This window comes from Herbidospora daliensis (assembly GCF_001570585.1).
Taxonomy (GTDB): Bacteria; Actinomycetota; Actinomycetes; order Streptosporangiales; family Streptosporangiaceae; genus Herbidospora; species Herbidospora daliensis.
In genome coordinates this window covers 312,182-325,967 of record NZ_BBXF01000005.1, presented here as the reverse complement: position 1 = coordinate 325,967, position 13,786 = coordinate 312,182, and the positions used below count along the sequence as shown (strand labels likewise).

Below are 13,786 nucleotides of genomic sequence, written 5' to 3'. Positions count from 1 at the left end.
ATGTTTTGAATGCTTCCGGGAGTGCGCATGTTCAGTGCGGTCGCCGTTCTCTGTCTCTCCGCGTTCGTCGTGATGATCGACTCCACCGTCGTCCAGGTGATGGTCCCCGCTCTGACCGTCTCCTTCGGCGCCGGGCTCGACGACGTGCTGTGGGTCTTCAACGGGTTCGTCATCGCCTACGCCGCCCTCCTCATCACCGCCGGACGGCTCGGCGGGACGCACGGTCCGCGCCGCCTGCTGATCGCGGGCCTGGTCGTGTTCGCCCTGGCGTCTCTCGCCGGCGGGCTGGCGACGGCGCTGCCGCAACTGGTCGCCGCCCGGGTGGCGCAGGGCGTCGGCGGGGCGATGATCGTGCCGCAGACGCTCACCCTGATCGCCGCCGTCTTCCCTGCGGAAAGACGTGGCGCCGCGCTCGGCCTGGTCAGCGCGACGATGGCCCTGGCCGCCGTGCTCGGGCCGGTCGGCGGCGGCCTGATCGTCACGACCTGGGGCTGGCGGTGGGTCTTCCTGATCAACGTGCCTCTCTGCCTGGCCGCCCTGGTGCTGGCCCTGCGCCGGCTGCCCACGGGTGCCACAACCGCCCGGAGTGAGCTGGACTGGGGCGGCGTCGTCCTCATCGGCACCGGACTGGCCGTCGCCTCCTACGCGCTGCTCACCCCCGGGCGGCTGCTCTGGCTCGTGCCCGCCGCCGTGCTCGTCACCGCCTTCGCCCTGCGGCAGCGGGGTCACCGGGCGCCGCTGATGCCGCCCCAGGTGTTCCACGACCGCGCTTTCCTGGTCGCCGGATGGGTGGGCGCCGCCCAGTTCGGCGTGCTCGCGGGCCTGATGCTCCTGGTCTCCGTACGCGTCCAGGGAGAACTCGGCGGCGATGCGATCGACACCGGGCTGGCGCTGCTGCCCATGGCGGTGGCGGCGGGGTTCGCCTCTCCGGTCGCCGGGTGGCTCAGCGACCGGATCGGCGGCGGGCCGATCATGGCCGCCGGAATGTTCGCGCTCGGCGCCGGCGCGATCGGGTTCGCGCTGTCCACGTCGGGCTTGGCCGTGGCGGCGCTGGCGGTGGCCGGTCTGGGCGTGGGGCTGGTCATGGCGCCGGCCAGCACTGAGGCCATTCGGTGGCTCGCCCCCGACCTGGTGCCCGCCGCATCGGGGGTGCTCAACACCGCCCGCCAGGCCGCCTCCCTGCTCGGTGTCGCCGTGATCGGCGGCATCGCGCAGCGGGGGGCCGGCGCCCTCACCATCGCGGCCGCCGCGCTCACCGCGGTGGCCGTCCTGTCCGGCTTCATCGCTCTGTTCCTGCTGTCCCGGCACGTCAGTGACGACGCGCTCACGAACCGTCCATGACTCCGGGCGACGGCACCCCGCCGCCGCATCCGGCCATCTCATCGAGTCTCGAGGAGATATCACCCATGCGTCAGCTCCTGACGGAACGCGAACAGTCGTTCCTCGCCCTCGCCGACAAGGTCCTCCCGGCCCTCAGCGAGCGCGCGGCGCGCCACGACCGGGACAACACCTTCCCCGCCGACAACTACGACGACCTGCGTGCGGGCGGCCTGCTCCGGCTCACCGTGCCCGAGGAACTCGGCGGCCTCGGCGCCGGTCAGGGCGAACTGCTGCGCGTCCTGGAACGTTTGGCCACCGCCGACGGGGCCACCGCCCTGTCGTACGCCATGCACGCCGCCCCCCTCGGATCGTGGGCACACACCTGGCGGCGCACCGGCGCGCCCCCGCTGGAGCAGGTCCTGCGGATCGCGGGCCAGGACGGCCTGGTGCTGGCCGCGATCGCCAGCGAACCCGGCATCCCGGCCCTGTTCATGGACGCCAAGACCCGTGCCACCAAGGTCGACGGCGGCTTCCAACTGCACGGCCGCAAGATCTTCGGCACCAACAGCGCCATCGCCACAATGTGGGCCGCCACCGCCCGCTGGGACGAGGCCCCCGGCGGGCCGCAGGTGCTGATCGTGATGATCGACCCGAGCATGCCCGGCGTGACGATCGAGCAGACCTGGGACACGCTCGGCATGCGGGCCACCCGCAGCGACGACATCGTGTTCGACGGCATGTTCGTGCCCGACATGGCCGTGCTCCAGTCGATCCCGGTCGGCCACTTCGACGTGCAGGTGCTCGACATGATCCTGTCGTGGACCACGCCCAGCTTCGGCGCGGTCTACACCGGCCTGGCCGTCGCCGCCCTCGACTTCGCAGTCGACCTGGCCCGCCGCAACGGCCTGGAGCGTGACACCCGCGTCCAAGATGCCGTCGCCGACGCCGAGATCGCCATCGAGACCAGCAGGGCCCTGCTCCAGCGGCACGCCGCAGACGTCATGAGCGGCGCGCTGGTCTCCCAGTTGCCCGTACAGGAAGGGCTGGCCCGCTGCGCGCTGGTCAAGAACGTGTGCACCAACAACGCGGCGGCCGTTCTGACCCGGCTGATCGACGTCGTCGGCGGCGCCGCCTACCGGCGCGGTTCGGCTTATGAGCGCATCTGGCGGGACGTGCAGGCGGGCCTGTTCATGCCCATCAACAACCGCACCGGCCGTGAGCTGATCGGCGCCAGCACCCTCGGCGTCGAACTCGCCCCGGTCGCGCCGTTCGTGATCCCCGGTGGTGAGGGGCGATGACCCGGAGACTCATCGCCGCGTTCGCCGTCCTCTTGCTGACCGCCGTCGGATGCGGATCCGGCGGCCACGCGGGCCACGGCCAGGGCACGCTGCGGGTCGGCGTGGTGCCGAACATCTCCCCGGAGAAGCAGCGCGCCCAGTACGAACCGCTGCGTGCCTACCTGGCCGGGAAGCTCGGCACCGAGGTCGAGCTGTTCGTGGCCACCAACTACGCCGGAGTGGTCGCCGCGCTCACGGCCGGCCGCCTCGACGTCGCCTACCTCGGCGGGCTGACCTACGTCCAGGCCGAGGCGCAGACGAAGATCGTGCCGCTGGTCACCGAGGTCGATCAGGAGACCGGCACGCCCGAATACCTCTCGGCCATCGTGGTGAAGGCCGACTCGGCGTACCAGACGACCAAGGAGGTCGTCGACGCCGGCGGCGCGTTCGCGTTCGGCGACATCAGCTCGACATCGGGCAGCCTCTACCCCCGCATCATGATCACCGCGGCGGGCGCCCGGTGCGAGACCGGCGACCTGATGGCCTGCCCGCCGCTCAAGGCGGTCACCTTCACCGGCGGGCACGACGCCACCGCGCAGGCGGTCGCCAAGGGCGACGTCGAGGCCGGAGGCATCGAACTGCGCATCCTGCACCGCCTGGAGAAACAGGGGAGCGTCCCGACTGGCGCCCTGCGGGTCGTCGAGACCCGCAACGTCATGGGTTACCCCTGGGTGGCCCACCCCGACCTGCCGGAGGCGACCCGCACCGCCGTCACCGACGCCTTCCTCGCGATCGACCAGCCCCAACTGCTCGACCTGATGCGGGCCAAGAAGTTCGCGCCCGTGACCGCGGCGGACTACGACGAGGTGCGCACGCAGGCCGCGACCCTCGGGCTGCTGACCCCCAAGCAAGGCCAGCCATGACGGGACAGCCCATGGAAGTGCACGTCGGCGGGGTCACAGTGGCGTTCGCCGGCCGCACCGTCCTGTCCGGTGTGCATCTCAAGGTCGGGCCAGGGGAGCGGGTCGCGCTGCTCGGTCCATCGGGAGCGGGCAAGACCACGCTGCTCCGTGTCATCATCGGCGCGGTCCGCCCCGCCGAAGGCGAGGTCTCCATCGATGGCGCCGACCCCTTCGGGCGTCGCGCCGACGTCACCCGGCTCCGACGCGGGATCGGGTGTGTACGCCAGCGCGACGACCTGATCGTCGGGCTCACCGCCCGTACCAACATCCTCGCGGGGGTCGCCCATGCCTGGCGGCCCACCGACTGGGCCGTGGTGCTGGCCGGCGGAGTGCCTTCGCGGTTCGCCGCGCGGCTTTCGGAACTGGCCGCCATCCACGACATCACCGCTCTGCTGCGCACCCGCGTCGAGCGCCTCTCCGGCGGGGAGAGGCAGCGCGTCGCGCTGGCCCGCGCCCTGTTCACCGCCCCCGGCCTGCTGCTCGCCGACGAGTGCACCTCGGGGCTCGACCCGGTCCGTGCGGCCGTCGCCCTCGACCACCTGACCGGCAGCGGCGCCACCCTGATCGCCACCACCCACGACCTGGATGTGGCCCGCCGCTTCGACCGCGTCGTCGCGTTGCGCGACGGGCAGGTCGTGCACGACGGCGACCCGCCCGACGCCGGTCGGCTGGAGCGGATCTACGGCGCGCCCGCGGAGCTGATGTCATGACCCTCCAGCAGGAACGCGTGCGCACCACTCCACCGCCGCCCGAGCCCCGCCGCGGTCCCCGCGTCGTGGTCACGCTGCTCGCTCTGGGCGTCATCGGCTGGTCGGTCGCCGGGACCGGGATCGGTCTCGCCTCCCTGATCGAGGGCCGCGAGGGCGCCGCGCAGATCGTCAGCGGGCTGTTCCCGCCCGACCTGGACGCCGACCTGCTCGGCCGGGTCGTGACGGCGGCCGTGGAGACCGTGCAGATCTCGGTCGCGGCGCTGGTGATCGGCGTGCTCATCGGCCTGCCGCTGGCGGTGCTGATGGCCGGGAACGTGCAGGCGCCGCGCTGGTTGTCCGCCGGCGCCCGGACCGTCGCGACCACCCTGCGCAGCGTGCACGAACTGCTCTGGGCGCTGCTGTTCGTCGCCACGGTCGGGCTCGGCCCGGCGGCCGGGGTGTACGCCATCGCCCTGCACTCGGCGGGGGTGCTGGCCAAACTCTGCTCCGAGCAGTTGGAGGCCGTCGACCCCGGCCCGGTCGAGGCGATGCGGCTGACCGGCGGCTCCCGGACCACGACGGCGCTGCTCGGCATAGTGCCGCAGGCCCGTGCGGTGATCGCCTCCCAGATCCTCTACCAGTGGGAGTGCAACATCCGCAGCTCGGTGGTCATCGGTTTCGTCGGCGCGGGCGGCATCGGGCAGGCCCTCGGCATCGCCCTGCACCTGTTCCGCTACCAGGAACTGGCCACGCTCATGGCCTCGGTGGTGATCCTCGTCATCGCCGTGGACCGGATCTCGAAGATTTTCCGGGGGCGCCTCGGGGCGGCCTCCGAACGTACGGGCGGCGGCCTGCCGTCCGCGATTCGATCCCTCTGGAGGAGCCCGCGATGAAGCTTCTTTTCGTCCTGCACGACGCCCCCTACGGCAGTGAGCGCACCTACAACGGCATCCGCTGGGCCCGGCAGATGCTGGAGGACGACGGCAACGAGGTCAAGGTCTTCATGTTCGGTGACGCCGTCTCGGCGGTGATGTCCGGGCAGAAGACCCCCGACGGCTACTACAACGTGGGCAACATGATCCGCGGCCTGGTGTCCAAGAACGCCGAGGTCGGCTCGTGCGGCACCTGCCTGGACGCCCGCGGCATCAACGAGGACAGCGTCGCGCGCGGCACCCACCGCTCCTCGATGAAGGAACTGGCCACCTGGACGATGTGGGCCGACCGCACGATCAACGTCTGACCTCCCCGGAAAGACGGAACCGGCCGGGCGCCCAGGGCCCGGCCGGTTCCTTTCGTCCTCAGGCCAGCGCCGCCATCGCGGAGATCGCCTGGTCGACCTCCTGCGCCGTGGTCACCATGCTCGGCCCGAACCGCACATAGCTCTCCCGGTACGGCGTCGCCGCCGCCGCGACCTGATGCTCCTTGACCAGGCGTTCCACCACGGCCTCCGGGTGCATCCCCTGGACAGCGCAGCAGATCACCCCCGACGACACCTCGGCCGACCGGGGCGTGACCAGCCGGACGTGCCGCAGCCCGGCGAGCCCGGCCTTGAGCTGATCGGCCTGGGTCCTGATCTGCTCGGCCACCCGGGCGGGGCCGATGGCCTGGTGGAACTCCACGGCCGCCGGCAGCGCCCACCGGTGCTCGAAGGTGTGATAGCCGCCGGGCGTGGCCAGGTCGCCGGGCGCGCCACCGGGCGGCTGGCCGGTGAACCAGCCCTGGAAGGCCGGCATCGAGAAGCTCGGGATGATCTGCCGGTGCCGCCGCCACGCCGCCGGGGTGCCCCACACGAACCCGGTGCCGCGCGGCCCGAACAGCCACTTGTGGGTGGAGGTGACGAAGAAGTCGGCGCCGACGTCCTTCACGGTGGCGGCCTCGGCGGCGAAACCGTGCACCCCGTCGACGCACAGCAGGACTCGCTCGGGCTCCCGCCGGCCGGCGTTGATCGTCGCGAGCATGTCGGCGACCTGCCTGATCGGGACCTTGACGCCGGTGATCGAGTGCACCCAGGTCATCGCGAGCACCCGCGTCCTGGGGGTGATCACGGCCTTCAGCTTGGCCACCATCTGGTCGGCCCGCGCCTGGGCGGGGTCGTCGTAGAGGCGGATGGTGCGGACCTTGGCGCCGGTCGCGGTGGCGCGTAAGCGCACCGCCTCGTAGGTGGAGTAGAACTCGTGGGCGGTGGTCACGATCTCGTCGCCCTCCTTGAGCACCAGACCCCCGTACATGAGGCCGATGCCCATGGTCGCGCTGTCGGTGAGGGCGATCTCGTCGGGGCGGGTGCCGATGTACGTGGCCAGGGCCTGGCGGGCCCGGGAGCTGAACTCGAAGTCGGCCATGCCCATGCCGAACTCGATCGGGTTGCTGTCGAGTCCCTGCCGGAACCCGGTGATCGCGGCGGTCACCGGGGCCGGATGGGAGGACAGCATGAAGGCCGAGAAGTGCGCCAGGCTCGGCGTCAGCGGGAACTGCGCCCGGACGGACTTCCAGTCGCGTGGGTCGAACTTCGGAGCCGGAGGGGGCGACGGGGCTCCTCCGGCTCCGGCCGCGCCGGCGTTCGCGGTCGTGCACGCGCCGGTCAGCAGCCCGCCACCCGCCAGGGCGGCGCCCAGGAGGAGGGAGCGGCGGTGAACGGTCTTCGCGGGGTCGGTCATGACGCCTCCTGCACAGGGCAGAGCGAGCTATAGATTTCTCAAGCGTAACACCGTGCTATATGAATCTAAAGCAACGTTCTATCCGGCGTTTGACCAGGTCGCGTCTCCTTCATCCGCACCGCCACGACCAGGCCGGACAGGGCTGTCACCACGGCCGTGGCGGCCACCGCGGCGTGCACGCCGAAGCGGTCGGCGACGACCCCGGCGAGCACCGCGCCCACGGCGAACCCGAAGTCGCGCCACCACCGGTAGACCCCCACCGCGCGCGCCCGCCACGAGGGATGGGCGACGTCGGCGACGGCCGCCAGCAACGTCGGGTAGACCATCGCGGTGCCCGCGCCGATGAGAGCGGCACCGATCGCCCACGGGACGAAGCCGTCCGCGGCGGCGACCCACGCCAGCGCGGCGCCCTGAAGCAGCATCCCTCCGGTGATGAGGCGTTTGCGGCCCCACCGGTCAGAAAGCGCGCCCGCCGCGATCTGGCCCAGCCCCCACACGGCCGGGAGCACGGCCGTCAGGATCCCGATCTCGGCCAGAGTCAGCCCCTCGACCGCGAACAGCACCGGGAACAGGCCCCACGCCACGCCGTCGTTGAGGTTGTTCACCAGGCCGGCCTGGCTGACCGCCGACAACGAGCGATCGCGGAAACTCGTCGTCACGAAGATCTCGCGGGCCGAACGCCGATCGTGACCGCGCGTCTCCAGGGACACGAATCCGCGCGTCTCCCTGACCAAGACCACGGAGAGCCCGAGCCCGATCACCGCGTAGGCCAGGCCGAGCAGGAAGGGCGCGGGCCGCAGCCCGTACGCCTCCGCCAGATAGCCGGTGACCAGGGCCGTGACCGCCACGGCGAGATAGCCGGCCGACTCGTTGAAGCCCATCGCCAGGCCGCGACGCTCCGGCCCGACCAGGTCGATCTTCATGATGACCGTGGTCGACCACGTCAGCCCCTGGTTGACCCCGAGCAGCACGTTCGCCGCGATGACCCAGCCCCATTCCGGCGCCCAGATGATCAGAAGCGGCACCGGGAGCCCGACCAGCCAGCCCGCGACCAGAACCGGCCTGCGGCCGTAGCGGTCGCAGAGGGAGCCCGCGAAGAGGTTGGCGGCCGCTTTGGACAGGCCGAAGGCCAGGATGTACGTCAGCACGGCCGTGTAGGCGCTCAGGGAGAACACCTGCTCGGCCAGCAACGGGAGAACGGTGCGCTCCTGGCCGAGCATGCCGCCGACCAGCGCGTTGACGACGACGAGCAGAGTGAACTGAGGGAGGTTCGCGCGCAGGCCGAGGCGAGGCCCACCTGTCATCGGCCGCGCTCCAGGGTCAGACCGGTCAGCCGCGACCAGTCACCCGGCCCACCCGACAGGATGCGCACGTTCCGGTGGCCACCCCGCATCAGCAGGCTGGCGGCCGTCGCGGCACGCTCACCGTGGCCGCACATCACCACGAGGGGTTCACCGCCCGGCGGCAGCGACTCGATCCGGCCGAGTTCCACGTTGCGCGCCCCCGGCAGGTGACCGGTCTCGAACTCCGACTCCTGCCGCACGTCGATCACCTGGTCGCCGCCCACTTCGGCGGGCCCGATCACGTCGACCGTCGCCTGCCGCTCTCCGGCCACCTCGCCCAGAATGGTGTCGTATCCGACCTTGAGCGCCTGCCACACGATCTCGTCGGCGTCCTGCGCCGCGTCGCGCACGAACGCCACCGGGGTTCCGGCGGGCACCGTCCAGCCCAGCCAGGTCGCGAACTGACCGCGCAGCGGGATGGAGACCGATCCCGGCACGTGCCCGCGCGCGAAGTCGAGCACCGGTCGCACGTCGACCACGACCCCGCCCGCACGGGCCACGGTCGCGAGGTCGACGAGGCCCAGCGACGGCCGTCCGGCCACCACGGCCGGGCCCGTCCGATTCACCTCGGGCAGGTCGGCGAAGTAGGAGGGATGTGAGCCCAGCCCGGCGAGCAGGCGTTCGGTGAAGGCGGCTGGATCGGGTGAGCGGAGTAAGGCGTTGGCCTGCTTCTCGGCTCCGATCGTGGAGGTGCGCTCGGCTCCGGGAGGCGCCGAGCAGAAGGAGCCCGCCCCGTGGGTGGGCCAGACGTGGGTCTCGTCGGGCAGTGTGGTGAGGCGGCGCAACGAGGCGTACTGGGCGTGCGCGAGTTCGATCGTCCGGTCGGGATCGACGAGGTCGGTCCGTGCGGCAGAGCCGACGATCAGGGAACCTCCGGTGAAGACGCCGAGTGGCCGGTCGCCGTCGAGGAGCACGTACACGATGTGTTCCAGCGTGTGCCCCGGCGTGGTCAGAACCCGGAGCGTCAGCCCGCCGAGGTCGACCTCCTCCTCGTCGTGCAGACCCACATGGGGAAACTCGCGTCCCCCCTCGGCCGAGGCGAGGATCGTCGCCCCGTCGTCGGCGGCGAGCTGGCGGGCTCCCGACAGGAAGTCGGCGTGCAGGTGGGTCTCCGCCGCGTAGGCGATCTTCAGCCCCCGGCGTTCGGCGGCGGCCCTGAGCCGCCGAAGGTCACGTGAGGCGTCGACGGCCAGAGCGCGGCCGTCGCCCAGGTCGGTGAGGTAGGCGGTGTTGCCGAGCCCTTCGTCCACGAGCGGGATGATGTTCGTGTCCACTGTGCTACCTCCCAGACGGCTGTTACGATATTCCATAAGTATTTGGAGGATTATAGATGAGCGATCGCGAACGCAAGCTGCTGCTGTACGAACAGTTCGCGCGTATGGGCAAGGCCCTGGCCAACCCTCTGCGACTGGAACTGATCGACGTGCTGGCCCAGGGGGAGCGCAGCGTCGACGATTTGGCCACCTCCTGCGGGTGGAAGCTCAGCAACACCTCTGCCCAGCTCAAGGTGTTGCAGCACGCCGGGTTGCTGAAGACGAGACGGTCCGGAGTCAAGATCTTCTATCGGCTGGCCGACCCGTCGGTGCACGACTTCGTCGAGACCCTGAAGGCCCTGGCGACCGAGACCTTGCCTGACGCCGAGAAGGCGGCCCGCGACTACCTGGGCGACGTCTCCGTCCTGGAGCCGGTCGGGCGCGGCGAACTGACCGAGCTGATCGCCCGGGGCGAGGTGGTCGTGGTCGACGTGCGCCCCGCCGAGGAGTACGCCGCCGGTCACATCGCGGGCGCGCTGTCCATCCCGCACGACCAGGTCGCCGCCCGCCTGGCCGAACTTCCGAAGACCAGTCTCATCGTGGCCTACTGCCGCGGCCGGTTCTGCGTGATGGCGCCGGAGGCCGTGCGCCTGCTGCGGGCCGCGGGATTCGACGCGCGCCTCCTGGTCGACGGCTGGCCGCAGTGGCACGCCGAGGGACTGCCGATCGCCTCATGAGACCGCCGGGCCTCCGCGACGACGTCGTCTACCTCGACCACAACGCCACCACCCCGGTCGACCCCCGGGTGGTGGAAGCGGCCCGGCCGTACCTCGAGACGCACTTCGGCAACCCCTCGACCACGGGCGCCTACGCCGAGGAGCCCCGCCGCGCCCTCCATGAGGCCCGCGTCCACGTGGCGGAGCTGGTCGATGCCGACCCCAGCGAGATCGTCTTCACCAGCGGCGGCTCGGAATCCGACGCGCTCGCGCTGCGCGGCCCGGCCCTCGCGCCGGGCGATCACCTGGTCACCCAGGTCACCGAGCACCCGGCGGTACTGCGCACCTGCGCCGCCCTCGAACGCGCCGGCGTCCGGATCACCCTGCTGTCCGTCGACGGCTTCGGGCGGGTCGATCCGGCCGAGTTGCGCCGGGCCCTCACCCCGCGGACCCGCCTGGTGTCGGTCATGCTCGCCAACGGCGAGACCGGCACCGTCCAGCCGGTCGCCGAACTGGCCGCGATCGCCCGCGAGCACGGCGCCCTGTTCCACACCGACGCCGCCCAGGCCGTCGGCAAGATTCCCGTGTCGGTCACCGACCTGGGCGTCGACCTGCTCACGATCGCCGGCCACAAGCTCTACGCCCCGAAAGGCATCGGTGCCCTGTACGTCCGCCACGGCGTCCCCCTCGAACCATTGATCCCGGGCGGCGGACAGGAGGACGGCCGCCGGTCGGGGACCGAGAACGTCGCCTTCGCCGTGGCCCTCGGCGAAGCCGCCCGCCTGGCGGACGAGAGTCTCGGCGTCGAAGCCGCCCGGATCACCGAACTCCGCGACCGCCTGCACGACCGGCTCGGCGAGGTCCGGCTGAACGGCCATCCCGACCACCGCCTGCCCGGCACCCTCAACGTCAGCCTGCCGGGTGTCATCGGCCGCGACCTGCTCGCCGGTCTGCCCGGTCTGGTGGCGGCGACCGGATCGGCCTGCCACACCGGAGATCCGGAGCCGTCCGGAGTGCTCACCGCGATGGGTCTCGACCGCGCCCGTGCGCTGGCCGCGATCCGGCTGTCACTCGGCCGCTGGACGACCGAAGCGGACGTCGACCGCGCCGCCGCCCTGCTCACCCAGCGATGAAGAGAATTCTCCGCCGATGTCGTATCTGATCGGTTCCCGATCGTCTTCCCCATGAAGGCCGACAGAGGAGGACATGTCATGAAGTACGTCCTGATGTTCTTCGAAACCGAGTCCTACGTCAGAGAGATGCGGGAGAAGGGCGCCACGGAGCAGGATGTGGCCTACGAGGCGGTCGGACGCTGGTTAGCCGAGCACGCCGAAAAGGTCACCCATCAGACCCATCTGAAGCACCCCGACACCGCCACCACCATCCGGCTCGACGCGATCGTCGACGGCGCGGTCGGCGACGGCCCAGAGACGTTCAGCGGCTACATCGAGGTGGAGGTCGCCGACCTCGACGAGGCCCTGCGGCTGGCCAGATCCTGGCCTGCCTGCCCGATCGTGGAGATCCGTCCGGCCGCGTGAGCCCGTCAGTTCCAGCTCAACCGCTCTTCCAGAAGCGCCTGCTGGGCGGGGTTGGCGGTCAGCGCCAGCGCCCGCTCGTCGCACTCCCTGGCTTCCGCGTCGCGGCCCAGCGCCCGCAGCAGGTCGGCGCGGGTGGCGTGCAGGAGCGCGTGGTTCTCCAGGTCGAGCCCCTTGAGCTCGTCCAGTGCGGCCTCGGGGCTCACGGCATATCGCACGGCGATGGCCCGATGGAGGCGGGTGATCGGCGAGGGCGCCAGGTGCAGCAGCATGTCGTACAGGACCACGATCTGCACCCAGTCGGTGCTCTCGAAGCTCGCGGCCTCGGCATGGCAGGCCGCGATCGCCGCCTGGAGTTGGTAAGGGCCAGGTCGCCGGTGCGCGCGGGCGGCGCGCACCAGCAGGGTGGTGGCCGCGCCGATCGCCTCGTGGTCCCACAGGCCACGATCCTGGTCGGCCAGCAGCACGAGCTGCTCCCGGTCGTCGAACCGGGCGGCGCCACGCGCCCGGTGCAGCCGGATGAGCGCCAGCAATCCCGCCACCTCGGGCTCGTCGGGCATGAGCCCGGCCAGCAGGCTGGCCAGCCACTCGGCGTCGTCGACGAGATCGCGGGCGTGCGCGCGGGCCCCGCCGCTGGACAGGTAGCCCTCGTTGAACAGCAGGTAGATGACCGCGAGGGCGCCGTCGAGCCGCTCGGGCAGGTCGTCGGCATCGGGGACGCGGTAGGGAATGCCCGCTTCCGTGATCTTCCGCTTGGCCCGGGTCAGCCGCTGGGCGACCGTCGTCTCCGGCAGCAGGAACGCCGCGGCGATCTGGGCGGTGCTCAGCCCGCAGACCACCCGCAGCGTCAGCGCGACCCGGGCTTCACGCGACAGCGCAGGGTGGCAGCAGGTGAAGATCAGCCGCAGCCGGTCGTCTTTCCTGGCCGGCTCGACCCAGGTGAGCTGGGCCAGCTTGGCGCGGTAGTTGGTCTCCCGCCGCATGACGTCGAGCCCGCGCCTGCGGGCGACGGTGAACAACCACGCGTCGGGCCGGTCGGGCACCCCTTCGACCGGCCAGCGCCGCAGTGCGGTCTCGACCGCGTCCTGGACGAGGTCCTCGGCGGCCGAGAAGTCGCCGAGCAGCGAGACCAGGGACGCGGCCAGCCGGCCCGCGTGGTCACGCACCACACGGGCCAGCGCCTGCTCCGAATCTGGTTCTGTCACGAGACGGGACGGATCTCCACGATCGGGCAGGCCGGCCACGACCTGGCCATCTTGAGCGCCTCGTCGAGGTCGGCCACCTCGACCTCGACGAACCCGGTGACGACCTCTTTTCCCTCCACGAACGGCCCGTCGGTCACCATCGGCTCCTCGCCGCGCCGCAGCCGCATGGTGGTCGCGGTGTGCACCGGCGCCAGATGGGTGTGGTGAGTGATCTTGCTCCCGTTTTCGGCGAACCAGCGGCCGACCGCCGCGTAGGCGTTCTCGCGGTCCAGGTCGCCCATCGCCTCCAGTTCCTTGGCGAACTCTTCGGTCTCCACGAACATCAGGACGTACTTCACCTTCGGTTCCCCCCTTACCTTGGTCGCCTGGTCAGGCCGGCAGCGTCGCGTAGAGATCGACGCCGTTGCCGTCGGGGTCGGCGATGGTGGCGTATCGATGACCCCAGAAGGCGTCGAACGGCTCGGCCAGTCCCTTGTATCCGGCTGCGGTCAGCTCCGCGTAGGCGGCGTCGACCTCGGCCGGAGTGTCGAACTGGAAGCACAGCAGGGTGCGCGGGCCGCCTTCCGGCGCTTTCCAGCCGGGCAGGAACGGGGTGCGGAACGCCTCGGTGTCGAGCATGAGGTGCATCCCGTTGGGCAGGTCGCAGCCGGCGTGCTCGGGGGAGCCGGGGTCGAGCTTGAAGTCGAGCCCGAGCCGCGCGTAGAACGCGACGGACGCCTCCATGTCGGAGACCACGATGTCGATCGTGTTCAACATCGGTTTCATGATGTGCCCTCTTCCTCCACTGAGTGGGTCCCTTCGGGTAAGCCTCACCTGAGAGACGATCGGGCAC

15 protein-coding genes are annotated in these 13,786 nt (G+C 71.2%); 9 read left to right on the top strand and 6 right to left on the bottom strand.

What is annotated here, in order from left to right; translation table 11 throughout:
* Positions 1-27 precede the first annotated feature (27 nt).
* The 6 genes from AW274_RS24785 to AW274_RS24760 all read left to right on the top strand — a co-directional run bounded on the left by AW274_RS24785 (position 28) and on the right by AW274_RS24760 (position 5,488).
* Positions 28-1,341, top strand: coding sequence for an MFS transporter (locus AW274_RS24785; protein WP_062436742.1), 1,314 nt, complete (start codon positions 28-30; stop codon positions 1,339-1,341).
* A gap of 65 nt (positions 1,342-1,406) precedes the next feature.
* On the top strand, positions 1,407-2,618 hold the full coding sequence (locus tag AW274_RS24780; RefSeq protein ID WP_062436740.1) for an acyl-CoA dehydrogenase family protein: 1,212 nt from the start codon (positions 1,407-1,409) through the stop codon (positions 2,616-2,618).
* Positions 2,615-3,520 carry a phosphate/phosphite/phosphonate ABC transporter substrate-binding protein gene (gene phnD / locus AW274_RS24775; RefSeq protein ID WP_062436738.1) on the top strand — a complete coding sequence of 302 codons (906 nt, stop codon included), beginning with the start codon at positions 2,615-2,617 and terminating at the stop codon, positions 3,518-3,520. The genes AW274_RS24780 and phnD overlap by 4 nt, the downstream gene beginning before the upstream one ends.
* 11 nt (positions 3,521-3,531) lie before the next feature.
* Positions 3,532-4,269, top strand: a complete 738-nt coding sequence (locus tag AW274_RS24770; RefSeq protein ID WP_062436736.1) for an ATP-binding cassette domain-containing protein — start codon at positions 3,532-3,534, stop codon at positions 4,267-4,269.
* Complete coding sequence (gene phnE / locus AW274_RS24765; protein ID WP_062436734.1) at positions 4,266-5,141, top strand: phosphonate ABC transporter, permease protein PhnE; 876 nt, start codon at positions 4,266-4,268, stop codon at positions 5,139-5,141. Before AW274_RS24770 ends, phnE begins: the two co-directional genes overlap by 4 nt.
* Positions 5,138-5,488 (top strand): DsrE/DsrF/TusD sulfur relay family protein, encoded by a 351-nt coding sequence (locus tag AW274_RS24760; RefSeq protein ID WP_062436733.1) that lies wholly within the window; start codon positions 5,138-5,140, stop codon positions 5,486-5,488. Before phnE ends, AW274_RS24760 begins: the two co-directional genes overlap by 4 nt.
* Positions 5,489-5,546: 58 nt before the next feature.
* Here the strand turns inward: AW274_RS24760 and AW274_RS24755 are convergent, their stop codons facing one another.
* The 3 genes from AW274_RS24755 to AW274_RS24745 all read right to left on the bottom strand — a co-directional run bounded on the left by AW274_RS24755 (position 5,547) and on the right by AW274_RS24745 (position 9,519).
* Positions 5,547-6,902: an aminotransferase class V-fold PLP-dependent enzyme gene (locus AW274_RS24755; protein WP_062436731.1), complete on the bottom strand. Its 1,356-nt coding sequence runs from the start codon at positions 6,900-6,902 to the stop codon at positions 5,547-5,549.
* 65 nt (positions 6,903-6,967) lie between these two features.
* A complete protein-coding gene (locus AW274_RS24750) occupies positions 6,968-8,206 on the bottom strand; it encodes an MFS transporter (protein WP_062436729.1) in 1,239 nt (412 codons plus the stop codon).
* Complete coding sequence (locus AW274_RS24745; protein WP_232320351.1) at positions 8,203-9,519, bottom strand: MBL fold metallo-hydrolase; 1,317 nt, start codon at positions 9,517-9,519, stop codon at positions 8,203-8,205. The genes AW274_RS24750 and AW274_RS24745 overlap by 4 nt, the downstream gene beginning before the upstream one ends.
* 56 nt (positions 9,520-9,575) lie before the next feature.
* On the opposite strand from AW274_RS24745, the gene AW274_RS24740 reads away from it, so the two are divergent.
* From AW274_RS24740 to AW274_RS24730, 3 genes are all read left to right on the top strand, one after another.
* Positions 9,576-10,235: an ArsR/SmtB family transcription factor gene (locus AW274_RS24740; RefSeq protein WP_062436725.1), complete on the top strand. Its 660-nt coding sequence runs from the start codon at positions 9,576-9,578 to the stop codon at positions 10,233-10,235.
* Entirely contained in the window at positions 10,232-11,347 is a 1,116-nt protein-coding gene (locus tag AW274_RS24735; RefSeq protein WP_062436723.1) for a cysteine desulfurase family protein, read from the top strand. Before AW274_RS24740 ends, AW274_RS24735 begins: the two co-directional genes overlap by 4 nt.
* 78 nt (positions 11,348-11,425) lie before the next feature.
* Positions 11,426-11,752, top strand: coding sequence for a YciI family protein (locus tag AW274_RS24730; protein WP_062436722.1), 327 nt, complete (start codon positions 11,426-11,428; stop codon positions 11,750-11,752).
* A gap of 5 nt (positions 11,753-11,757) precedes the next feature.
* Here the strand turns inward: AW274_RS24730 and AW274_RS24725 are convergent, their stop codons facing one another.
* Genes AW274_RS24725 through AW274_RS24715 form a run of 3 tightly spaced genes read right to left on the bottom strand, consistent with a single transcriptional unit; the run spans position 11,758 to position 13,710 of the window.
* The gene (locus AW274_RS24725; RefSeq protein WP_062436721.1) at positions 11,758-12,954 is read right to left on the bottom strand and encodes an RNA polymerase sigma factor; all 1,197 of its coding nucleotides are present in this window, start codon (positions 12,952-12,954) and stop codon (positions 11,758-11,760) included.
* The gene (locus AW274_RS24720; RefSeq protein ID WP_062436720.1) at positions 12,951-13,292 is read right to left on the bottom strand and encodes a YciI family protein; all 342 of its coding nucleotides are present in this window, start codon (positions 13,290-13,292) and stop codon (positions 12,951-12,953) included. Before AW274_RS24720 ends, AW274_RS24725 begins: the two co-directional genes overlap by 4 nt.
* A 31-nt stretch (positions 13,293-13,323) precedes the next feature.
* Complete coding sequence (locus tag AW274_RS24715; RefSeq protein WP_232320349.1) at positions 13,324-13,710, bottom strand: VOC family protein; 387 nt, start codon at positions 13,708-13,710, stop codon at positions 13,324-13,326.
* Positions 13,711-13,786 lie beyond the last annotated feature (76 nt).